The sequence below is a fragment of the Streptomyces sp. NPDC003248 genome, from assembly GCF_055563235.1.
In genome coordinates, this window is sequence record NZ_JBVHDT010000011.1 from 75,032 (window position 1) to 95,427 (window position 20,396).

General features: G+C 73.8%; 19 protein-coding genes. 6 read left to right on the forward strand and 13 right to left on the reverse strand.

The window, feature by feature from the left end; genetic code table 11:
* The first annotated feature begins 143 nt into the window (after positions 1-143).
* The 3 genes from ACZ3KJ_RS24420 to ACZ3KJ_RS24430 all read left to right on the forward strand — a co-directional run bounded on the left by ACZ3KJ_RS24420 (position 144) and on the right by ACZ3KJ_RS24430 (position 2,243).
* Positions 144-707, forward strand: coding sequence for a DoxX family protein (locus ACZ3KJ_RS24420; protein ID WP_467530019.1), 564 nt, complete (start codon positions 144-146; stop codon positions 705-707).
* Between the two features lie 230 nt (positions 708-937).
* Positions 938-1,453 (forward strand): GNAT family N-acetyltransferase, encoded by a 516-nt coding sequence (locus ACZ3KJ_RS24425; protein WP_467530021.1) that lies wholly within the window; start codon positions 938-940, stop codon positions 1,451-1,453.
* A gap of 148 nt (positions 1,454-1,601) precedes the next feature.
* Positions 1,602-2,243 (forward strand): nucleotidyltransferase domain-containing protein, encoded by a 642-nt coding sequence (locus ACZ3KJ_RS24430; protein WP_467530023.1) that lies wholly within the window; start codon positions 1,602-1,604, stop codon positions 2,241-2,243.
* A gap of 216 nt (positions 2,244-2,459) precedes the next feature.
* On the opposite strand, the gene ACZ3KJ_RS24435 is transcribed toward ACZ3KJ_RS24430, so the two are convergent.
* From ACZ3KJ_RS24435 to ACZ3KJ_RS24450, 4 genes are all read right to left on the reverse strand, one after another.
* Positions 2,460-4,088: a hypothetical protein gene (locus ACZ3KJ_RS24435; protein ID WP_467530025.1), complete on the reverse strand. Its 1,629-nt coding sequence runs from the start codon at positions 4,086-4,088 to the stop codon at positions 2,460-2,462.
* 321 nt (positions 4,089-4,409) lie between these two features.
* Positions 4,410-4,784: a fluoride efflux transporter FluC gene (locus ACZ3KJ_RS24440; RefSeq protein WP_467530026.1), complete on the reverse strand. Its 375-nt coding sequence runs from the start codon at positions 4,782-4,784 to the stop codon at positions 4,410-4,412.
* A complete protein-coding gene (locus ACZ3KJ_RS24445) occupies positions 4,781-5,311 on the reverse strand; it encodes a fluoride efflux transporter FluC (RefSeq protein ID WP_467530028.1) in 531 nt (176 codons plus the stop codon). Before ACZ3KJ_RS24445 ends, ACZ3KJ_RS24440 begins: the two co-directional genes overlap by 4 nt.
* Positions 5,312-5,774: 463 nt before the next feature.
* Positions 5,775-6,434, reverse strand: coding sequence for a TetR/AcrR family transcriptional regulator (locus tag ACZ3KJ_RS24450; RefSeq protein WP_467530030.1), 660 nt, complete (start codon positions 6,432-6,434; stop codon positions 5,775-5,777).
* A 178-nt stretch (positions 6,435-6,612) separates the two neighbouring features.
* Between ACZ3KJ_RS24450 and ACZ3KJ_RS24455 the strand changes: the two genes are divergently transcribed.
* The gene (locus ACZ3KJ_RS24455) at positions 6,613-7,659 is read left to right on the forward strand and encodes a medium chain dehydrogenase/reductase family protein (RefSeq protein WP_467530032.1); all 1,047 of its coding nucleotides are present in this window, start codon (positions 6,613-6,615) and stop codon (positions 7,657-7,659) included.
* Between the two features lie 230 nt (positions 7,660-7,889).
* Here ACZ3KJ_RS24455 and ACZ3KJ_RS24460 read toward each other — a convergent pair whose 3' ends face one another.
* The 3 genes from ACZ3KJ_RS24460 to ACZ3KJ_RS24470 are packed head-to-tail and all read right to left on the reverse strand — an operon-like array spanning position 7,890 to position 10,557.
* On the reverse strand, positions 7,890-8,549 hold the full coding sequence (locus tag ACZ3KJ_RS24460) for a response regulator (RefSeq protein ID WP_467530033.1): 660 nt from the start codon (positions 8,547-8,549) through the stop codon (positions 7,890-7,892).
* Positions 8,546-9,724: a sensor histidine kinase gene (locus ACZ3KJ_RS24465; protein WP_467530034.1), complete on the reverse strand. Its 1,179-nt coding sequence runs from the start codon at positions 9,722-9,724 to the stop codon at positions 8,546-8,548. The genes ACZ3KJ_RS24460 and ACZ3KJ_RS24465 overlap by 4 nt, the downstream gene beginning before the upstream one ends.
* Entirely contained in the window at positions 9,724-10,557 is an 834-nt protein-coding gene (locus tag ACZ3KJ_RS24470; protein WP_467530035.1) for a lysostaphin resistance A-like protein, read from the reverse strand. Before ACZ3KJ_RS24470 ends, ACZ3KJ_RS24465 begins: the two co-directional genes overlap by 1 nt.
* Positions 10,558-10,821: 264 nt before the next feature.
* Between ACZ3KJ_RS24470 and ACZ3KJ_RS24475 the strand changes: the two genes are divergently transcribed.
* Positions 10,822-11,142, forward strand: coding sequence for a hypothetical protein (locus ACZ3KJ_RS24475; RefSeq protein ID WP_467530037.1), 321 nt, complete (start codon positions 10,822-10,824; stop codon positions 11,140-11,142).
* A 381-nt stretch (positions 11,143-11,523) separates the two neighbouring features.
* On the opposite strand, the gene ACZ3KJ_RS24480 is transcribed toward ACZ3KJ_RS24475, so the two are convergent.
* Entirely contained in the window at positions 11,524-11,994 is a 471-nt protein-coding gene (locus ACZ3KJ_RS24480; protein WP_467530300.1) for a winged helix-turn-helix transcriptional regulator, read from the reverse strand.
* Between the two features lie 162 nt (positions 11,995-12,156).
* Between ACZ3KJ_RS24480 and ACZ3KJ_RS24485 the strand changes: the two genes are divergently transcribed.
* Positions 12,157-12,891 carry an alpha/beta fold hydrolase gene (locus ACZ3KJ_RS24485; RefSeq protein WP_467530039.1) on the forward strand — a complete coding sequence of 245 codons (735 nt, stop codon included), beginning with the start codon at positions 12,157-12,159 and terminating at the stop codon, positions 12,889-12,891.
* 77 nt (positions 12,892-12,968) lie between these two features.
* Here the strand turns inward: ACZ3KJ_RS24485 and ACZ3KJ_RS24490 are convergent, their stop codons facing one another.
* The 5 genes from ACZ3KJ_RS24490 to ACZ3KJ_RS24510 all read right to left on the reverse strand — a co-directional run bounded on the left by ACZ3KJ_RS24490 (position 12,969) and on the right by ACZ3KJ_RS24510 (position 20,174).
* Positions 12,969-13,631: a helix-turn-helix domain-containing protein gene (locus ACZ3KJ_RS24490; RefSeq protein ID WP_467530040.1), complete on the reverse strand. Its 663-nt coding sequence runs from the start codon at positions 13,629-13,631 to the stop codon at positions 12,969-12,971.
* A 267-nt stretch (positions 13,632-13,898) separates the two neighbouring features.
* Positions 13,899-15,980 (reverse strand): ABC transporter ATP-binding protein, encoded by a 2,082-nt coding sequence (locus tag ACZ3KJ_RS24495; protein WP_467530042.1) that lies wholly within the window; start codon positions 15,978-15,980, stop codon positions 13,899-13,901.
* Entirely contained in the window at positions 15,977-16,837 is an 861-nt protein-coding gene (locus tag ACZ3KJ_RS24500) for an ABC transporter permease (RefSeq protein WP_467530043.1), read from the reverse strand. The genes ACZ3KJ_RS24495 and ACZ3KJ_RS24500 overlap by 4 nt, the downstream gene beginning before the upstream one ends.
* Positions 16,834-17,904, reverse strand: a complete 1,071-nt coding sequence (locus tag ACZ3KJ_RS24505) for an ABC transporter permease (protein WP_467530045.1) — start codon at positions 17,902-17,904, stop codon at positions 16,834-16,836. Before ACZ3KJ_RS24505 ends, ACZ3KJ_RS24500 begins: the two co-directional genes overlap by 4 nt.
* Complete coding sequence (locus tag ACZ3KJ_RS24510) at positions 17,901-20,174, reverse strand: S9 family peptidase (RefSeq protein ID WP_467530047.1); 2,274 nt, start codon at positions 20,172-20,174, stop codon at positions 17,901-17,903. The genes ACZ3KJ_RS24505 and ACZ3KJ_RS24510 overlap by 4 nt, the downstream gene beginning before the upstream one ends.
* Positions 20,175-20,396: the final 222 nt, after the last annotated feature.

Consider the following 20,396-nt stretch of genomic DNA (forward strand, 5'->3'; position numbering starts at 1 on the left):
ACGACGCTGCCCGCGGCGAAAGCATCGTCTGCGACGGCGCACCGACGGCAACGCTGCGGGCTTTCCCGGCACTGGTGCTCGGCATCCCCATCTCGCCGAGTCGGGGGAGACACCCGTTACGACATTCCAACCGGATCATTGCCATGTCGACCAAGCGCATATGGAACCGTCCTGGTGATTCGGGTTCCACGCAAACGGCGGCCCATCCGTCCACCGCCCACGTGGTGACCGCTGCCGATTGCGGCCTGCTGCTCATCAGGCTGACCTTCGGCCTGCTGATGGCCGCCCACGGCGCCCAGAAAGTCTTCGGGCTTTTCGGGGGTCCCGGCCTGACGGCGACCGGCGAGGGATTTGCGGCCCTGGGCTACCACCCCGGCACACTCTTCGCAACGATCGGGGGCCTGTCCGAGCTGCTCGGCGGCATCGGTCTGGCCATCGGGCTGCTGACCCCGCTCGCGGCCGCTGCCCTGATCGGCGTCATGATCAATGCGATGGCGACGGTCACGGGAGCCCACGGCCTGTGGGCGACGGACGGAGGAGTGGAATACAGCGTCTGTATCTCTGTCGTCGCCCTGGCCGTCGCTGCCATCGGGCCCGGCCGACTTGCGGTCGACCGCCTGTTCCCCTGGGGTGCCGGCGGCTGGAAAGAGGCTGCCTTCGCCCTCGGCCTCGGCGGCGTCGCCGCCGCGATCACGCTCAGTCTCTGAACGAGACACCCACACGCTCCGCCCTCCCGAGGCCGTGCCGCGTGCGACGCGGCGGGCTCCCATGGCCCCGGGAGCGCGGCAGACACCGAGAACGCTGGGCGCCCGCGACGGGGCTGGTTTTCGAGCCTCCCGGGCGGCGTCGGCCTCACCGTCCAGGACAGGCCAGGGGCCCTGGGCGGCCTGGGCGGGAGAAATACGTTGTCGTCCCGTCACTGCGGTCGGCATGCTCCATGCCGTGTCCCACCGAAGACGATTCCACCGACGCCACCCTCATCGTGCCTGTCAGCGTGCGCGATCTACTGCCCCGGGATCTGCCGGCGTGCACCTGGTCCGGTTCGGCCACCCACCTGCGCCACGTGGAGCGAGAGCTGGCGCGCGCCGCGGCCGGCGAGGTGGACTACCTGGCCGTATGCACTCCGGCGGATCTGCCGGTGGCGATCGGCGGCATCGACTACCAGGTCTCCGCGCAAGCCGGGACCCTGTGGCAGCTCGCCGTGCTCCCCGCGCTGCGGTCCCGCGGTCTGGGAACGCTGCTCGTCCGAGCTGCCGAACAACGGATCAGGGACCGCGGGCTGCGCAGGGCCGAACTCGCCGTGGAGGAGAACAACCCCCGGGCTCGCGACCTGTACGAGCGCCTGGGCTATGTCGCGTACGGCCGTGAACCGGACGCCTGGGACGAGGAAGGACCCGACGGGGCGATCCGGCGCCACGAGACGATGTGCGTTCTCATGCGAAGGGACCTCTGAGCTCTGCCCAGCGGCACACGCGCCACAGAGATCGCCGGGCGGTCGCCCCACAGCCCGCTGTTCCCCACCGGCCGCCAGACCCGGGCTGGAGAGGCAGCGGCTTCTCCAGCGTGGCCGAAGCGATCGATCCAGACAGTAGGTTGTTCCGATGACCGATCCTCTGCCGCCCGGTGGCGCTGTCCTGGACGCCGACGAACTGGCTGCTCGATGGGCGGATTCCTGGCGGCCGGAACAGGTCGCGGAGCGGTTGAGCGGGGTCGGTGCGCCCTGGTGCATCGTGGCAGGGTGGGCGCTGGATCTGTTCCGTGGAGGTCGGTCGCGGCCCCATGACGATCTGGAGATCGCCGTGCCCGCGGCAGGGTTCGCGGAGATTCGGGACCGCTTCCCCGAATACGTGTTCGACGCGGTGGGCTCGGGGCGGGTCTGGGCGAGTGCAAGCACTGAGGCGCTTGCCGCCACGTATCAGACCTGGCTGCGGGATCCGGCGAGCGGTCGGTTCCTGTTCGATGTCTTCCGCGAACCGCACGAGGGCGGGATGTGGATCTGCCGGCGGGACGAGAGACTCCGGCTGCCGTACGACGCGATCATCGAGCGGACGTCGGACGGCATTCCCTGTCTGGTGCCAGAGCTGGTGCTGTTGTTCAAGGCGAAGGCGGCACGGCCCAAGGACCACGCGGACTTCGACGGGGTGCTGCCGCTGCTGAGCCAGGCGCGGCGCGACGTCCTTGCCGGGTGGCTGACGCGCCTGCATCCCGGACATCCCTGGCTGGCGAAACTGGCGAGGCGATGACCTCGGCCCGGTCGGCCGAACGCCACGGACGAGCGGGCAGTGTGCCCATGGGCTGAGCGGTGCACTGCTACTCGCTCGTCCGTCGCGGTGCCCTCGGCACGGCCCTGCGACCGGATGCCGAGCGGGGAGGTGGTGCCGTCCCACGCGGCGGGTGAGATCAACTGCCGTGTGGGACGCGGGTGGTGTGTGAGAGGGACGCCGGCATGGTGGCTTGTGTCACAGCAGTCCCGACAGCGGCAGGACGCGCTCGGTGAGCTGTCCGCGCAGCCTGCCTCGGGCGGTGTCGGCTTCCGTGAGCCAGTCGGCGGCGACCAGCAGTTCGGCGTGCTCGGCGACTTCTTCGGGGGTCAGGGTGCAGAACGCGGCCACCCGGTCCAGGTGCAGCCCGCCGTCCCCGAGGTGGCCGAGGTGCCCGTCGAGGCGGGTGTGGGCGGCGGTGTAGAGGGCCAGCAGCCGGGTTGCGGCACCCGCCTTCTTCTTGCGGATCTTCCGGTCGCCCACGACTTTCTGGGCCCAGCCGGAGATCCTCGCGCGGGTGGTCTTGCCGAAGTCGAACGGGCGAGGCTGTTCGGGCAGCAGCGCGGGGACGGTGAGGGCGGCGGGGTCTTCGGGCCGGGAGGCCATCACCTCGGCCACGGTGGTGGGCAGGCGCAGCCAGTCGGCCGCGAGCAGCCGCTGAAGCACCCCCTCGGCATCGTCCTGGAGCCAGCCGGAGAGGTCCTGGCCGGTGACGTTCGCGGTGCCGGCGCGCGCGGCCCGCAGGGTGAGCATGAACACCGCCAGGCGGACTTCGGCGTCGGGGTGCGGGGCGTGGGCGGCGGCGTGGTCCAGCACGGCACGGGCGTGCTGGGCCTGGTGCCGGGTCAGCAGCCGTTCCACCACCGGCTGGTCGCCGCCCGCCGCATCCCCGACGGGCCGGCCACCACGGTTGGCGTGCATCTCCAGGGTGGTCTGTACGGCCGTCTCCGCGCGCTGTGCCTCGTGGTGCAGGGACCTGTCGCCGCTCACGTCGGCCCACAGGCGGAAGGCGCGGGCCTTGCGCTCGTGGAGCTCGGCCAGAAGGACGAGGTCGGGTTCGGCGCGCTGCTGGTAGGCGCGGAACGCGTCCCCGAGCTCGATGAGCTCGACCCGCAGGACGTCGGGCTCCAGGTCGTGCGGCACGATCCGCTGCGCGATCTTCCCCGACCGCCTCGCCACCCGCGGCATCCCGGCCGGTGAGGCGGCGCGGGCGCGAGGGACCTTCGCCGGTGTGGACGCCGCGGAAGAGGAAGCGCCGGCCGCGGGGGAGGGGCCGTGGTCGGAGAACACCGCCGCCACGCCATCCGTGCTCATGCCGTCCGCGGGCTCCCGCCCCGCGGCAGCCGGCTTCGCCGCCGCCTGGCCCCCCTCGGCCGGGGCGGTGTCCAGGACACGGCAGTCCGGAGTGGCGGCCGCGCACCGCGCGCACGTCTCCGCGATCCGCCACAGCCTTCCGGCACGGTCCGCGTACACCGTCAGGACCACCGGACCGCCGCACCGCACCGCCCCCGGCAACGGCCGCGACCCGCCGCGCGGTTCGGCGACGGAGGCGGGGGTGTGCCACACGCAGTCGGCGGCTCGGCACGCGCACCACGCCTCGCCGCGCGGCCCGCCGCCCGCGCGGATGCGTGCCAGGTGCAGGTTGATGTGTTCGACCGCGGCTCTGCGTCCTGCGCCGGCGCCGCCGGTGAAGCGCTGATCGGCGCAGACCGCGCGGGAGCAGGAGAGCCGCACCGATCCGGCGGAGGGGCGGCCGTGGGGATCCAGGCGTACTGTCCACACCCGCCCCGCGACGCGCTCCTGCTGCGTACCGGCCTTCACCACCATGTTGCTTCCTCACCACGTCACTTGACCCGTTGTCCCGGGCGGTTCCCATCATGGGGGATGATGGCCGATCAATCCGGAAAACGGCCATGCGGCCCGGCTTGCCCGTGTCGGCCGCGCACAGGTTGACGGCGGCGGCGTAGGACTAGGGACGGGTCACCGGCAGCGGACGGCAGCGGAAGGTCAGGTCAGGATTCGGCTGGGAGCCGACCATGGCGGATGGCGGATGGCGGATGGCGGATGACGGGTGAGGCCGCGGCACAGTCCGGCCTGATCGTCCCCGGCCCGCAGCGGCCGCCAGGTGGGGCGCGCAGGCGGCCTCCGTCAGGCCAGGAGTGCGGTGGCGAGGGCGCCGGCGAGGTAGGCGGTGCCCAGCCCGGCGACGAGGCTCACGACCGCGTTGGCCGCGGCGAAGTACTTCGCGCCGGTCTCGGCCAGGCGCAGGCTCTCGAAGGAGAAGGTGGAGTAGGTGCTGAGCGTCGCGCACAGGCCGGGGCCGACCAGGTGCTGGAGCGCCTGGGGGACGGTGGCGGCGGTCGCGGCGCCGGTGAGGAAGCCGAGGCCGGCGCAGGCGGCGATGTTGACGCTGAAGGTGCCCCAGGGGAAGACGGTGTCGTGGCGCGCCTGGACGGCTCGGTCGGTGAGGTAGCGCAGCGGGGCGCCGACGAGCGCCCCGGCGACCACCATCAGCCAGTTCACGGCCGCCCCCGCTCCGCGGTCGCGTGCGGGCGGACGGCGAGCCGGGTGAGGGCGGCGGTGGCCCAGACCGCGGCGAAGGCGGCCAGCAGCGTGGCGGCCGCGTACAGCAGCCCTGTTCCGGGACGGCCTGCGTCGAGGAGACGCCGGGTGTCGAGGGTGGCGGTGGAGAAGGTGGTGTATCCGCCCAGGACTCCGGTGCCCAGGAAGGGCCGTGTCAGGGGATGGGCGGTGAAGCGTTCGGTGATCAGGACCATCAGGATGCCCATGGCGGCGCAGCCGGTGACGTTGATCCAGAACGTCGTCCAGGGGAAGGCCGTGGGCGCGGTCGGCCAGATCAGGGTGGCGCCGTAGCGGGCGCAGGCGCCGATGACACCGCCGGCCGCGATGGCGGCGAGGATCTCGGCTTGGCGGCGCTTCGGGCCGGGTGCCTTCTCGGGCGGCCACGGGTCGACAGCGGTGTCCGGATCGACGGGTTCGGCCTGCCAGCCGGTGGCCCGGGCGGTGTGTTCGGGGTGGTCGGGGTGCACGCGTTCAGGCTCCTACCTGATCGTGTCGGTCCGTGCGCGGGCGCGCGGAAGGGTCAGGCAGGGACCGTTGTCGACCGGCGTGGTCGCGGTTGGGTACGGCGGGCCCCACCGCCGTGCAGCCGCCCGCGCGGGTGGCCACCGGGCCAGGCTACCGGTCGCGGTCGAGCGCCTGGTGGGTGAGGTGGCCGGGGACCGCCCTGGCCGGCGATCCGCGGGCCATCGCGGCCCGGTTGCCCGTCCGCCACCATGACCAGGGCGAGGGCGACGGCCGCCGCAGCAGCGGCGCCGGGATCGCGGGTGCAGGCCGACGCGGCGCGGGCGCTGACTCGACCGGCAGGTTCGACCGGCAGGTTCAGGTGCGGGGCAGCGACGGGAATCCGCGAACCCGCGCGCTGCGCGTGGTCCGGCGCGGAAGCGTCGAAGGCCCGGCCGGCCCTTCCAAGACCTCACCGGAGGGGCGCGGTCAGGCGTCTTCGAGCCGGGCGATCCGCGTGATGATGGCGTCGGCGATGCCGTCCTCGGGCCAGGGGAAAACGCGACTGACGGCTTGCTGCTGTGCGAGTCCGTGCAGGCAGAGCCAGAGGGTGACGGCGTCGAGCCGAGGGCTGGTGACCGAGGACCGGCCTGCGGCGGCGCAGTCCGCGAGGGCGTCCGTGAGGATCTGCAGGGCCGTCGTACCGAGATGGGTGAGGTCGTCCTCCGTCAGGGAGTTGTCCCCCAGGGTCGGCATCCAGAGACCGCCGAACATCGTGCGGTAGCGCTCGGGATGGCTCCGCGCGTAGCCGAGGTAGGCACGGCAGACGGCGTACAGCCTGTCCCGCGGGTCGTCCCCTGCTTCCCGGGCGACGGCGCGCAGATGCGCTGCCAATGCGGCGAACTCGCGCTGAACGACGGCCAGCATGATGGCCGGCTGGTCGGGGAAGTGCGGATAGATCGACGGTGCGGCGATCCCGACTTTGCGGGCGACCGACCGCAGGGTGATCGCGCGCTCGTCGCCGGTCTCGTCCAGCAGTGCCGCGGCGGCGGAGACGATGTCCTCCCGCAGGCGGCCGCCCTCGCCGCGCCGATTGCGCGCGCGTGCCCGGGCCGGTGCGGTCGGGCTCGTCCCGTCGGTGTCGTTCATCTCCGTAACCTTACATGAGCAAGTTTATGGGCGTATTCCCCTTGGTGCAGTCGCCCTTCATCGCCTCGCCCCCGCATGTCTCTCGGCGAACACCCTTGCCGAACCAGAGCCAACACCTTTAACCTTACGGCTGTAAGTAGACATCCGTAAGCATCGAGAGCTTCGTCAGGGGCACGCCATGACCAGCACTGTCACCACCTCCGTCACCGAGGTCGTCCTGCCCGGCAAGGTCGAGCCGGAGGGCCTGGAGTTGCGGATCCGCGATCTGCCGGCCCCCGCCGAGGGCCAGGTCGTCCTGCGGATGGAGGCGACCGGTGTGTCGTTCGCCGAGCAGCAGATGCGCCGCGGCAAGTACTACGACCAGCCGCCGTTCCCCTTCGTACTCGGCTACGACGTGGTCGGCACCGTGACGGCGGTCGGCCCGGCGGTGGACGCCGCGCTCGTCGGACGCCGGTTCGCCTCGGTGACCAAGACCGGCGCGTGGGCCAGCCACCTCGTCGTCGACGCCGAGGACCTGATGCCCGTACCGGACGGAGTGGACGCGGCCGCCGCGGAGACCGTGGCCGTCAACGGCATCACCGCGTGGCAGATGCTGCACCGCGTCGCCAAGGTCCGTACCGGCGGGACGATTGTGGTGCTGGGCGCCAACGGCGGTGTCGGCTCCACCCTCGTCCAACTGGCCCGCCACGCAGGGGTCACCGTGATCGGCACCGCGTCACCGCGCCACCACGGCACCGTGCGCGAACTGGGCGCGGCCCCGGTCGACTACCGCGACCCGGACATGTACGACCGCATCCGCGAGCTCGCGCCGGACGGTGTGGACGCGGTGTTCGACCACGTCGGCGGCGACGCGGTGGAGCAGTCGTGGCAGCTGCTGCGCCGGGGCGGAACGCTGGTCTCCTACGGCACGGCGGCCACCAAGGACGAGGAAGGCAGCTCACAGCTGCCGGTGCTGAAGCTGTTCGCGCGGCTCGCCGCCTGGAACGCCCTGCCCAACGGCAGGAGCGCGCACTTCTACAACTTCTGGGCCGGCAGGCGCCGTTGCCGGGCATCCTGGCAGCGGCGGATGACCGCGGACCTCACCCAGGTGCTGCGCCTGGTGGCCGACGGCGTTCTCAGTCCGCAGATCGCCGCGAGGTTCCCGCTGGCCGAAGCCGCCGCGGCCCTGGAACTCGCCGAGTCCCGCACCGTCGCCGGCAAGGTCGTCATCGTCCCGGAAGCGTGACACCGCGGGCGCGACCACGGACCGCCGCCCCTACGACCGGCGAGCCCGGGTCCGGTCCGCCGGACACCGCTCGCTCGCGCCGGCCCAGGTCCGGTGCTGCCCGGGCCGAGCGGTCCGCCGGGACGGTCGCCGAGGCCGCGGTGATCCGCCCGGGGAGATGAGCAACACCCTGCCGAGGCGGCGGACTTCGGACGTCACGTTCCCGGTGTGCCGCCGCCCGCACGGCGGCGTCAGGTGGCCAGGCCGTGGCGGTAGGCGTAGACGACGGCCTGGACGCGGTCTCGGAGCTGGAGCTTGGTGAGGATGCGGGAGACGAAGGTCTTGACGGTCTCCTGGCTGATGACGAGGGCCGCGGCGATCTCGCTGTTGGAGAGGCCGTCCGCGATGAGGCGGAGGACCTCCAGTTCGCGAGGAGTCAGCGGGATGTCGCGGGAGGTGTTCTCGGTGGGGCGGATGCGGGCGGCGTAGCGGCCGACGAGCCGGCGTGTCACGTCGGGGTCGAGGAGGGCCGCGCCGGTGGCCACGGTCCGGATGCCGTGGAGCAGCCGGTCCGGGGGTGCGTCCTTGAGGAGGAAGCCGCTGGCGCCGGCGCGCAGTGCCTCGTAGACGTATTCGTCCAGGTTGAACGTGGTCACCACGAGGACTTTGACGGGGTGCGGTACTCCGGCGCCGGCCAGCAGGCGGGTCGCTTCGAGGCCGTCGAGGACCGGCATGCGGATGTCCATCACGACGACGTCAGGCTGTACCTCGTGGGCGAGTTCGACCCCGGTCCGCCCGTCTCCGCATTCGCCCGCCACCTCCATGTCGGGCTGGGCGTCGATGATGGTGACCAGGCCGGTGCGGACCAGCATCTGGTCGTCGCAGACCAGGACCCGGATCGGTGCGCTCACGAGGTGCTGCCGGCGGGGATGCGTGCCCGTACGGTGAAGCCGCCGTCCGTGCTGCTGCCGGCGCTGAAGTCGCCGCCCAGGACGTCGACGCGTTCGCGCAGGCCGGCCAGGCCCCGTCCGCTGCCGACGGCGGCGGCGGTGCGTGAGCCGGTTCCGTCCGTGCTGACCTCCACGGTGATCTCCCCTTCGCCGTGCCGTACCTCGACGGAAGTCCGGCTGCCGTGAGCGTACTTGAGGGCGTTGGTCAAAGCTTCCTGCACCACCCGGTAGGCGACGAGGTCGGCGCTGCCGGTCGATGCCGGCGGTGTGCCCTGTTCCGTGAAGTCCACCGGCTGTCCGGCCCGGCGGGTCTGCTCGACGAGGGTGAGGACCCTGCCGACGGCCGGTGTCCTGAGCTCCTTGGCCTCCGCCGTGCCGGTGCCGGTGCCGTGGTCGGGGTTGAGCAGGTCGAGCAGGTGGCGCAGGTCGGTGATGGCGCGGCGGCCGGTGTCGCTGACCGCGGTCAGGGACTGCTCGAGCCGCTCGGGTGCGGCGGTCAGATAGCGGGCGGCTTCGGCCTGCACGACCATCGCGGTCACGTGGTGGGTCACCACGTCGTGCAGTTCGCGGGCGATCCGGGTGCGTTCGGCGGTACGGGTCTCCGCCGCGACGCGCTCGCGGCGTTCGGCCTCGGCGACCCGGGTGGAACGCAGCCACGCCCCGGCTCCCCAGGCCAGGGCCAGCACCAGGTAGAACGTCACGAACTCCGCCGGTGTCTCACCGCCCGAACCGAGCAGGGAGAGCGCGACCGCCAGCGGCACGTACGCCACGGAGAGGAGGATCACGGTGGCGCGCCGGCGGTGCTCCAGATGGGACCCCGCACTGATCAGCACGATGGGCAGTGCGGTGCCGGCGGCCGAGTGGTAGCCGCGCAGCTGGTCGAGAGCGAAGCCGCACGTCACCAGGGCGAGACAGACGACGGGCCACCGCCGGCGCACCGCGAGCGGAAGGCTTTCGAGCGCGAGGGCCCCGACGGCGAGGGCGTCGAAGGGGCGGGTCGGCAGGTCCCCGACCTCCGTCCCGTGGCCGCGCAGTCCCGGCAGGAACGACGCGACCAGGAACAGTGTTCCGAGCGGAAGGTCGCGGACGGTGACGTCGAGCCGGCGCCACACCTGGCCCGCCCTCTGAAGGCTCATCACCGGGTGAGTGTAGCCAGGGCGTCGACGCGCTCGGCACGCTGCCGGGGAACGATGGTGCCGCGCCGGCGGGCCAGCCACAGGAAGGCGACCGTCAGCAGCGCACCGAACACCATCGAGTACACACTGGCCTCCGGGCCGAACTCGCCACCCGTGATCAGCTGGGCGCCCGACGTCGAGGCGTCCAGCAGTCCGTGCGTGTCGCCGTTGCCCGATACCTCGGTGCCGAAGATGCCGGACTCCGCGAAGTTCCAGCCGAAGTGCAGGCCGATCGGCAGCCACAGGGAGCGGGTGGCGGCGTACGCGGCGGCGAGCATGCCGCCGGCCTCGATCGCGATGGCGACGGCACCCAGCAGGGTGGCGTTCTCGTTGAACAGATGGGCCGCGCCGAACACCGCAGCGGACAGCGCCAGCGCGATGTACGTGCCCAGACCTCGCTCCACGAGCCGGAAGAGCAGGCCGCGGAACATCAGTTCCTCCGTGACGGCGGCGCCGGCCATGAAGCCGACCAGCCCGATCGCACCGGTCAGCGAGCCGAAGCCGTGGACCTCGTAGTCCCCGAGGAAGTAGATGTTCGCGATGACGCACCCGAACATCGCGACACCGATGACCAGGCCCCGGAAGAGCGACTCCCGCGCTCCCTCCCGGGCCAGCTCCGTGACCGGGCGCCGCTCGGTGCGCCCCACGACCCACCGGTAGACGAACACCGAGAGCACGACCGTCAGGCCGCCCAGGAGGACCGAGAGCCACGGATTGCCCTGCACCGCGGTGACGCTCTGACCGCCGACCGCAGCGACCGCGACCACGGCCAGGATCTGCCACACCATTTTCATGACGACTCTTTTCTCCGGTTCCGTTTCCGGTTCCTCGTCCGGTCCGCGGCCGGGGCGCCGCGGCTGAACCGAACGCTAGGGAAACGGCGATCGAGAATCGTCACCTCACAGTGGACACCTGCACGTAGCTCTCACGGGGGACAGACCCCCGCGCCCCCGGCCCGGATCACCGCACCTTCGGTGCGCGGGTCCGCGCAACCCACTTCGACGCCCCGACGTCCCCTTCCATGACGGACGACTGCCGATCACCCGGGAGAGCAGCACATGGCGAAAAGCAACCAGACGACCGACGCGGCGAAGGAGAAAGACCGCGAGAAGTGGATGGCGCGTTTCCAGGTACGGCTCGCGATGCAGCCGGGCGTGGACCGGGCAGTCGTGCTCCAGGCGGTCAAGGAGGTCACGGCGCACTGCGCGGATACGGGAGAGCACCCGCAGACCGCCTTCGGCGACCCGGACGACTACGCCGTGCAGGCCGCCGCGCGGCTGGTCCCGACGGACCGGGCGGCGCGCGCCAGGCGGCACAACGCCGTGGTGGACGCGCTCGACTCCGTCCTGAAGAGGGCCGGAGACGTAGCCGGTCTGTGACCGGCCGAGGCGACGTGCGTCATGGCCCGGCACACGGGCCGTGACACAGCTTCTGTCTCCACCGGGATCGCTGAACAGCTCAGCGACTGGCGGACCGCCGGAGCCGGAGACACCGATCCTCCTCTGCTCGCTGCCGGTGACAGACAGCGCTCATCTGGACAACCTTGCCCGACATTCCTGGCGATGGGCATGCCCGAGGCGGCTCCTGGGCAGCCGCATGCCTCCCGTGGGGAGCCGGGAGGCGCGGCGGGCCCTGCCGTCCGGGGGAAGACGGCAGGGCCCGGCAACGGGCGCCGCCTGGGGGGGAGAGGGGCGGCCCGTGCGCACCACCATGCACCACAATTCAGCCACAGGAAAGATCACGGCCGGAATTAGCTGCTGTCAGTGCCGCCGTGAACCGAGGCCGGGGGGCGCGGCGGCCGGAGCGTGGTTCCAGGTGTCCTCCGTCTCGGCCGTCTCACGGAAAGCGACGATCGCCGCGCCGTTGGATCTCGCCCACTCGGTCAGCCTCGCGATGGGCTCCTCGAGGGTGCGCCCGAGTTCGGTCAGGCTGTATTCCACGCGTGGTGGCGCTTCGGCGTAAACGCGCCGCTCGACGAGGCCGTTGTCCTGGAGGCCGCGCAACGTCTGCGTCAGCACTTTGCGCGAGATGCCTCCGATCAGCTCGACCAGCTCGCCGTGCCGCAAGGGACCGTCGCTCAGCGCGAAGAGCGTGACCACGGCCCACTTGCCGGAAATGATGTCGACGGCCAGGCGGGCGGGGCAGTCGGCGAGGAAGACGGTTCCGGGGCGGAGGCTCACGCGCCGAAGGGTACCTTCAGGTTCCTGTCGGCTGCCTACTGTCGAAGACATGCGGCGCACCGTCCGACGGCCGCCGAAGCCGGACTCGGTGTCCGCTCCCACCAGGGGGTTGGTCCACCGTCCGTCCCGCGCTCGCGTGCAGGCCCGGACACGCCTCCGCGTGCCTGCCCCTTCCCCCGGCCACAGATCCACTCTCACCACGAGGAAGCATCCATGTCCCACCCCACCACGTACGTCCTCGTTCACGGCGCCTGGCACGACGGGCAGTGCTGGAACCGCGTCGCCCCGCTGCTCACCGCCCGGGGCCACCGTGTCCTCACGCCGTCCCTCACCGGCCACGGGGACAAGGCCCACCTGCTCGGCCCCGAGGTCGGACTCACCACCCACGTCGACGACATCGTCGGCCTCGTCCTCGGCCACGGCCTGAGAGACGTCGTCCTCGTCGGTCACAGCTACGCGGGGATGGTCATCTCCAGCGTGGCGAACCGCATTCCCGAGCGCATCTCGCACCTGGTGTACCTCGACGCCATGGTGCCGATGCACGGCGAGAACGCCATCGACGTCATGCCGCTCACCCAGGCCCTGATCGACGCTGCCGCCGACACCGCCGAGCCGTGGCGCATTCCGCCGCTGCCGGAGCTGCCCGCGCCGCTCGGCCTGTTCGGCGTCACCGACCCCGAGGACATCGCCTGGCTCAGGACCACGCTCGCGGATGAGTCGGCCCTCTGCTTCCAGCAGCCGGCCGAGACGGACAACCCCGCCCAGGCCGCGATCCCGCGGGTCCACATTCTCTGCGTCGGCAGCGAGCCCGAAGGCGTCACCCGGCGGCCCCTGCCGAAGACTCAGCCCAACGGCGAGCCGTCCCGCATCCACCAGCTGAAGACCGGTCACGACGCCATGGTCACCATGCCCGTGGAGCTCAGCGGCCTGCTGCTCGACATCGCCTGACCGGGCAGCGGAGCACGACCGGCCACGACCGGATCACCCGATGCGCAGTCACTTCCACCTCGTGAGCGGACAGTTGGTCAGGCCGGCGGGTAGCCGACGATGCTGTGGGTGGTGGCCGCGCTGTCGTCGGTCGTGTAGTAGTGGCTCGCCCGGCCGTCGAAGCGGGCGCTGTCCCCGGCGCGCAGGTCGTACGGCACCTCGTCGACGACGAGCGTCACCCGGCCGGCGACCACCATGACGTGCTCGACGGAGCCCGTGCCGTGCGAGCTGACCTGGCTCTGGGCGTGTGGGTGGAGCCGGGAGCGGTACACCTCGAAGCGGCTGTGGCCGTGCCCCTCGAAGAGCAGGTTGACGGCGGTCTCCCCGTCGGGTTCGACGAGTTCGTCGGCGCGCAGGATCTCGGGCTCCCGCAGCGAGCGGCGCAGCAGGTCGACAGGGTCGGTGTCGAGCACGGCCGCGATGCGCGAAACGACGTCCAGGGTCGGGTTGGCCTCGCCGCGTTCGATCTGGGACAGCAGGGCCTTGCTGACGCCGGTCGCGGCGGACAGTTCGCGCAGGCTCCAACCACGCAGGAGCCGACGGCGGTTGATGTTCACCGACAGGGCGTCCCGCACCGGGTCGCCGACCGGTGCGGGACGGGTGACGTCGCCCGCGGCCCGCCGCAGCGGCCCCCGGGCGGCCGACGGTGACGAGGCGGGTGTCTCGTCCGGCTGGGCGGGAACGGCGGAGGTGAGCGGCACCTGTCCTCCTCGGCGGCTCGTGGTGGATCTGCGTCAGTCTAGGGCCTGTTGCGAAAGTCCCGTCGTCCGCCCGGAGGGCGGGCCTGGCGGCGTCAGGTGCGTGCTCTGGGGGTCCCCCCGGCCGAAGGCTGGGGGAGTGCCGGCCCCTGGCCCTCGTACTGGATGTACTTGGGTCAGGGGCCGGTGCGGCGAGTGGGGGTCCCCCCGGCCGGAGGCTGGGGGAGCGTGCATGGCGTCGTCGGGCAGGCGGGACTTTCGCAACAGGCCCTAGGTGGTCGGGGCAGGGCTGTCGGGTGTGATGGGCAGGACCGGCCCGTCTGCCGCGGGGGCGGGATCGGTCCGCGCCGGATCGGGCAGCGAGTCCAGCATGCGGCGGGTCCACGCGTGGCCGGGCCGGTCCAGCACGCGGGACACGGAGCCCTGTTCCACCAGTTCGCCGCGGTACATCACCGCGACCTCGTCGGCGATCTGCCGTACCACGCCCAGGTCGTGGGTGATGAAGAGCACCGCGAAGCCCTCGGCCCGCTGGAGTTCGGTGAGCAGGTTGAGCAGCTGGGCCTGCACCGACACGTCCAGCGCGGCCACGGCCTCGTCGCAGACCAGCAGCCGGGGCCGTACGGCCAGCGCCCTGGCGATGGCGACGCGCTGGCGTTCGCCGCCGGACAGACCCGCGGGCCGCCGGCGGGCGTGGGCGGCGGGCAGGCCGACCTGCGTCAGCAGTTCCTCGACCCGTGCGCGCAGACGCAGGCGGCGTTCCCGGCGCCTGCCGTCCGGGAGGCGGCCGGCCGCGGTGAGGGCCTCGGCGAGCGTGGCGCCCACGGTGCGCAGGGGGTCGAGGGAGGAGAAGGGGTCCTGGAAGACGATCTGCGCGCGGGAGGCGAGCCGGATGCGCCGTGCGCCGGCGGGCAGGCGGCCCGCGCTCAGGGACACGTCGCCCACGTCGACCTGCCCGGCGTCGAAACTCTCCAGGCCCACGGCGATGCGGGCCAGCGTCGTCTTGCCCGACCCCGACTCCCCGACCAGCGCGGTGATCCTGCCGTCCGGCACGGTCAAGGTCACGTCGCGGACCGCCGGGTGCGGTTCACCGCCGCCCTGGAAGGTGCGGCGCACCCCGGTCATACGCAGGGCGGGCGGGGCCTCGGGGGACGCCGCGGGGAGCGCGGGCGGGGTGTCGTGCGGCTCCGTTCGCGGAGCGTCGGGCCGGTCGGCAGCCGTCTCCGCGCGGGCCCTCCCGGGCGTGCCGGTGGCGGTCGGCACCAGGTGCTCGCCGAGCGCGGCCAGGCGCACGCAGGCCGACAGGCGCTGCTCCCCCTCGGCCTCACGGTCCGGCCGCGCGCGGGGCGGAACCCGCAGGCGCAGCGGTTCGGTACGGCACTCCGGTGCCGCGTGCGGGCAGCGGTCGGCGAACGGACAGCCCGCGCCGCGGCTGCCCGGCGGCGGCACGAAGCCGGGGACGGTGGGCAGGCGTTCGTGGCGGGTGCGCACGGACGGCTCGGCGGCCAGGAGCGCCGCCGTGTACGGGTGCCGGGGCTCGCGCCGCAGGTCGGCCGCCGCTCCCTGTTCCAGTACCGATCCGGCGTACAGCACGTAGACGCGGTCGCAGGTGGAGAAGGCGACCGACAGGTCGTGGGTGATGAGCAGCAGTCCCATGCCGCGCCGCCGCTGCAGGCCGCGCAGCAGGTCCAGCAGGGCCCGCCGGCTGGCCGCGTCGAGCGCGGTGGTCGGCTCGTCGGCGACCAGCAGGTCCGGGTCGCCCGCCAGGGCCGCCGCGGCGGCGACGCGCTGCCGCATGCCGCCCGACAGTTCGTGCGGATACCGGTCGGCGACCGCCGCTTCCAGTCCTACTTCGGCGAGCCGGCGTACGACTTCGGCGCGCCGGGCGGTGTGCCGGGCGCGGCGGCCGCGGGCGGCGGCGAGGGCGGGGTGGTCGTCGCGCAGCCCGTCGGCGATCTGGCGGCCGCAGGTCAGCTGCGGGTGAAGCATGGTGAACGGGTCCTGGAGCAGCAGGGTGAGCCGGCGACCGCGCAGCGCGTGCCGTTCGCCGTCCGCCAGTCCCAGGGCTTCCCGGCCGGCCAGCCGGACGCTGCCGCCGGTGACGGCGACGCCCTCGGGCAGCAGGCCGGCGACGGCGCGTACGAGGAGGGACTTGCCGCTGCCCGACTCGCCCACCACGCCGACACATTCACCCGGCGCCACGCGCAGGCCGACGCCGTCGACGACCGTCGCGGACGCGGCGGCCCCGGTCGCGGTGATCCGCAGCCCGGTGACCTCCAGCAGGGGCACCGTGTCCGCGGGGGTGCCAGGGGCGGGGGCCGCGGTGCCGGAGGCGGTGCGGGGTGCGTCGGTCATCGGGACCTCCGGTCGGAGAAGACCTCGAACAGCCGGTCGCCGAGCAGGTTCAGCACCACCGCGGACACGATGACCGCGAGGGCGGGGGCGAGGGCGGCCGACGGGTTGTCGTAGAGCAGCGTGCGGTTCTCGGCGAGCATCCGCCCCCAGCCGGGGGCGCCGGGCGGCACGCCCAGGCCGAGGAAGGACAGCGAGGACAGCGCGACGATGGCGCCGGCGAAGTTGAGCATGGTGTTGGCCACGACGACCGGCAGCACGTTGGGCCAGACGTGCCGCACCATGACGGTCGCCGGCCGCAGGCCCAGACTGCGGGCGGCCTCGACGTAGGCGCGGTGGCGCTGTTCGAGGACGGCCGAGCGGACCAGCCGGATGTCGCCCGGCGAGGTGAGGACCACGAGCACGCCGACGGCGAGGGCGTACCCGCCACCGCCGATGCCCGCCACCACGATGGTCACCAGCAGCGCCGGCAGGGCGAGCAGCAGGTCGGCCAGGCGGCGGACCACGGTGTCGGTGAGGCCGCCGAGATAGCCGGCCGCCACTCCCAGGACGTTGCCGATCAGCATCGACCCGAGGGCGACGAGAGCGGCGCCGGCCAGGGTGCTGCGCGCGCCGGCCACCAGCATCCGCAGGATGTCCCGGCCGAGTTCGTCGGTACCGAGCGGATGGCCGGCCCCGGGCATCGCGGCGGTCGACAGCAGGTCCTGCCGGTCCCAGTCGGGGAACACCCACTGGCCCGCGACGGCCGCGACCAGCAGCAGCGCACCGATCGCCGCGCAGACCGCGTTCAGGACGCCGGCGCCGCGCCGCCTCCGGGTTCCGCGCGGCGGTACGGGGGTCAGGGAGGTGTCGGTGGTCATGCCTGCTCCTTCACCGTGCCGGCCGGGCCCGCGGAGGCGGGGGCGCGCCGGGGGCGGGCCGTGCGCAGCCTGGGGTCGGTCAGGGGGTGGGTGAGGTCGGTGGCCAGGTTCGCCAGGCAGATCAGCCCCGCGATCAGCAGCGCCTCCGCCTGCACGACGGGGACGTCCTTGAAGGTGACCGACTGCACGAGGAGCTGCCCCAGCCCGGGCAGGGCGAAGACCTGCTCGACCATCACGGTGCCGGCCAGCAGGTAGGCCAGGACCAGGCCGATACCGGTGGTGACCGGCACGGCGGTGCCGCGCACCACGTACCGGCGCAGCACGGTGCGCCGGGGAACGCCTCGGGCCAGGGCGAAGGTGACGTGCTCGCGGGCGAGTTCGCGCACCACGGCGGCGCGCGTCAGTTTGATCAGCACGGCGGTCACGGCCAGGCCCAGGGTGATGCCGGGCAGCACCAGGTGCAGCAGCCGGTCGCCGCCGCCGGTGCCGGGCCCGTAGGCGGGAAGCCAGCCCAGCATCAGGGAGAAGACGTAGATGAGCAGCAGGCCGCCGGCGAAGGCGGGGGTGGACAGGGCCAGTACGCCGAGGCTCTGCACGGCGCGGTCGAGCGCGCCGCGTGCCCGCAGTCCGGCCAGGACGCCCAGCGGGACCCCGAGGAGCAGCGCCACCGCGAAGCCGGTCAGGACGAGTTGGCAGGTGAGCGCCAGCCGGCCGCCGAGGGCCGCGGAGACCGCCTCGCCGGTCCGGATGGAGGTGCCGAGGTCGCCTCGGCAGGCGTCGGCCAGCCACCGGACGTATTGCAGGGCGAGGGGGTCGTCGAGGTTGTGGGCGGCGCGTACCGAGGCCAGGGCGTCGGGGGTGGCGCCGCGGGTGCCGAGGAGGGTGCGTGCGGGGTCTCCGGGTGCGAGCCGCAGCAGCGCGAACACGGCGACGGAGAGCACGAGCAGCAGCCCGGCGGTGCCGGCCAGGCGGCGCAGTACGAAGCGGGCGGGCAGGGCGGTGCGCAGCCGGGTGTGCCACGCCGGCGGTGGCGGCACGGCGCCCTGGCGCGGGCTCGGGTCGGTCACGGTGCTTCCTTCGGGGTGGAGCCGCCCGGCCGCGCGGGACCGGTGGGCGGGCGGTCGTCCGGTCCTTCGGCCGGGGTGGAGCCGCCCGGCCGGGGCGGACCGGCGGGCGGGCGGTCGTCCGGGCCTCCGGTGGCGTAGGTCCGCGCCGCCTCGGGGGTGACGTGCCGGGTGAGCCATGCCGCGGCGCGGGTGGCGGCGTCCAGCAGGTGGTCCGGACGGGTGAACTCGTGGCCCTCGCCCTTGTACAGGTGCAGCTCCACCGGTGCCGCCGCGCGTCGGGCCAGGGCCCGGTACAGCTCGTGCGCCTGGCCGGCCGGGGTGACGCGGTCCTGCTCGCCGTGCAGGACGAGGGTGGGGGTGCCGGTGCCGCCGTCGGCGAAGACGGGGGAGCGCGCGAGCAGGGCGGCGCGGCCCTCGGCGGTGGCGGCGTCGCCGATGCCGTAGGTCCGCTCGTAGCCGCCTCCGATCACGGAGGTGTGGGCGAAGCTGAGCCAGTCGGTGGGCGCGGAGACCACGACCGCGGCACGGAAGGCGTCGGTGCGGGCGGCGGCGAGAGCGGCGAGGAAGCCGCCGTAGCTGTGGCCGAGGACAGCGGCACGGCCGGGCAGGGCCGCGCCGTGCGCGGTGAGGTGGGCGACGCCGGTGAGGACGTCGTCGAGGTCGCCCTCTCCCACGTCGCCGACCACGGCGCGGGCGTGGTCCAGGCCGTAGCCGCTGCTGCCGCGGGGGTTGGGCAGCAGGACGAGCCATCCGGCGGCGGCCAGCGCGGGACCCAGCCCGAGCACGTCGGCGGGCGCGTGGGCGGCGGACCACTGCCAGGAGGGGCCGCCGTGCAGCACCACGGCCAACGGGCGTGGACGCGCCCGCGGTAGCGGTGGCGTCGGAGTCTCGCGGTCCTCGGAGTGCGGGCCGCAGGGTGCGGGCACGGCGGGTGCGTCGAGCAGCAGGCCGTGGACGGTGCGGCCGTCGGACGCGGTCCACGCGGTGGGGCGGGTGCGGACGCCCGCGAGGCCGAGGTGGCCGCCGTGTGCGCGGGGCGCGGCGGCCGGGTCGGGGGCGGTGACCGGGCGCCAGGCCCAGGCGTGCGGCCCGTGGGTGGGCGCGACCACGGCCTGCGGTGGCTCCCCGGGCGCGTCCCGGACGGTCGCGGCGGTCCGGCCGTCCGCGCTCAGGGTGAGGGCCGGCCGGAAGCCGGCGCCGGTGAGGACCGCCTGCTCCTCGCGGAGTACGGTGACCTCGGTGCCGTCGGGTGCGGCCCGGCCGAGGCGGACCGCGGCGAGCCGGCTCCCGGTGCCGCTCCAGCCGGCGGTGAGCAGCCGGCCCGGATCCCGTGGGTCGGGCAGCAGCCAGGTGACGTCCTCGACCGCGCTCGTGGTGGTCACGGTGCCGTCCGCGAGGTCCACGACGACCGGACGGCCGGCCACGATGGAGATGCCCTCGGCGACGACGGCGCTGCGGCCGTCCGGGGTGAGCGCCGGTGCGGCGAGCTGCCCTTCGGGCCGGTGGAGCACCCTGGTGCTCCCGTCGGTGAGGTCGACGCGGGCCAGCCACGCGGTGTAGTAGCCGGCGGGCAGCGGATCCTCGGAGACGGTGGCCACGGCGGTCCGGCCGCCGCGCCAGGCCGCGTTCCAGACCGTCAGCTCCGGCGGCCCGGCGTCGCGCAGGGCGACCGGTGCGGCGGGCCGGGGACCGGTCAGGGTCCCGGGAGGCGGGAGCAGCGCGTGCAGCAGGCGGCGCCGGCCGGTGCCGGGGCGGTGGGAGTCGGGGTCGGGCGCCGCGCCCAGCCGGACGGGCAGCCCCAGGTTCATGCCGTCGCGCTCGGCCCCGTCGTCCGCCACCAGCAGCAGGATCTCCGAGCCGTCGGCGGCGACGAGCACGTCCTCCACGGCGCCCGGGACGGACACCAGATCGCGGCGGACACCGGTGCGCGTGTCCCAGGCGGTCAGCACCGGCAGGCCGGCGCCGTCCGGTGCCCCCGCCTCCCTCGTCTCCTCCGTCTCCCTCATGAGCAGGAGGGTTCGGGAGTCCGGCAGCCAGCGCGGCGTGTGACAGGCGCCGGTGACGGCGGGTAGGGCCGTCGCCGGGCCGTGCGCCGGGGCGAGGACGACGTCGGTGCCGTGCGGTCCGGTCACGGTGACCGCCACCTGGCGTCCGTCGGGACTGATCCGCGCATCCAGCGGCGCCGTCAGGTCGGACATGGCCCGCCTGACCCGGCGGACCGCCGCGACCGGATCCGGGCCGGGGCCGGGCGGCGGGGTGGGACTGGTCATGCTGGTTCCGTTCGTGCTGCGGCCGGGCCCGGTGCGCGGGGGCCGCGGCCCGGTGAGGTGGGGCCGGCCGGGGCCGGTTGTCGGGGTGGAGGGTGCCGGGGCCGGGACTGTCGGCGGGGGTGCGCCCCGGGGGCGGGACTGCATGTGGGGGGCGGGGAGTGCGTGCCGGGCGACCGGGGGACATGCGCCCGGCACGCGGTCGTGAGGTGGCGGCCGTCGCGC

What these genes read in the sequence shown, in the direction of transcription:
- ACZ3KJ_RS24420 (WP_467530019.1), top strand. Translation starts at nt 144, where the DNA reads ATGTCGACCAAGCGCATATGGAACCGTCCTGGTGATTCGGGTTCCACG.
- ACZ3KJ_RS24425 (WP_467530021.1), top strand. Translation starts at nt 938, where the DNA reads ATGCCGTGTCCCACCGAAGACGATTCCACCGACGCCACCCTCATCGTG.
- ACZ3KJ_RS24430 (WP_467530023.1), top strand. Translation starts at nt 1,602, where the DNA reads ATGACCGATCCTCTGCCGCCCGGTGGCGCTGTCCTGGACGCCGACGAA.
- ACZ3KJ_RS24435 (WP_467530025.1), bottom strand. Translation starts at nt 4,088, where the DNA reads ATGGTGGTGAAGGCCGGTACGCAGCAGGAGCGCGTCGCGGGGCGGGTG.
- ACZ3KJ_RS24450 (WP_467530030.1), bottom strand. Translation starts at nt 6,434, where the DNA reads ATGAACGACACCGACGGGACGAGCCCGACCGCACCGGCCCGGGCACGC.
- ACZ3KJ_RS24455 (WP_467530032.1), top strand. Translation starts at nt 6,613, where the DNA reads ATGACCAGCACTGTCACCACCTCCGTCACCGAGGTCGTCCTGCCCGGC.
- ACZ3KJ_RS24465 (WP_467530034.1), bottom strand. Translation starts at nt 9,724, where the DNA reads ATGAGCCTTCAGAGGGCGGGCCAGGTGTGGCGCCGGCTCGACGTCACC.
- ACZ3KJ_RS24470 (WP_467530035.1), bottom strand. Translation starts at nt 10,557, where the DNA reads ATGAAAATGGTGTGGCAGATCCTGGCCGTGGTCGCGGTCGCTGCGGTC.
- ACZ3KJ_RS24475 (WP_467530037.1), top strand. Translation starts at nt 10,822, where the DNA reads ATGGCGAAAAGCAACCAGACGACCGACGCGGCGAAGGAGAAAGACCGC.
- ACZ3KJ_RS24480 (WP_467530300.1), bottom strand. Translation starts at nt 11,994, where the DNA reads ATGTCTTCGACAGTAGGCAGCCGACAGGAACCTGAAGGTACCCTTCGG.
- ACZ3KJ_RS24485 (WP_467530039.1), top strand. Translation starts at nt 12,157, where the DNA reads ATGTCCCACCCCACCACGTACGTCCTCGTTCACGGCGCCTGGCACGAC.
- ACZ3KJ_RS24495 (WP_467530042.1), bottom strand. Translation starts at nt 15,980, where the DNA reads ATGACCGACGCACCCCGCACCGCCTCCGGCACCGCGGCCCCCGCCCCT.
- ACZ3KJ_RS24500 (WP_467530043.1), bottom strand. Translation starts at nt 16,837, where the DNA reads ATGACCACCGACACCTCCCTGACCCCCGTACCGCCGCGCGGAACCCGG.
- ACZ3KJ_RS24510 (WP_467530047.1), bottom strand. Translation starts at nt 20,174, where the DNA reads ATGACCAGTCCCACCCCGCCGCCCGGCCCCGGCCCGGATCCGGTCGCG.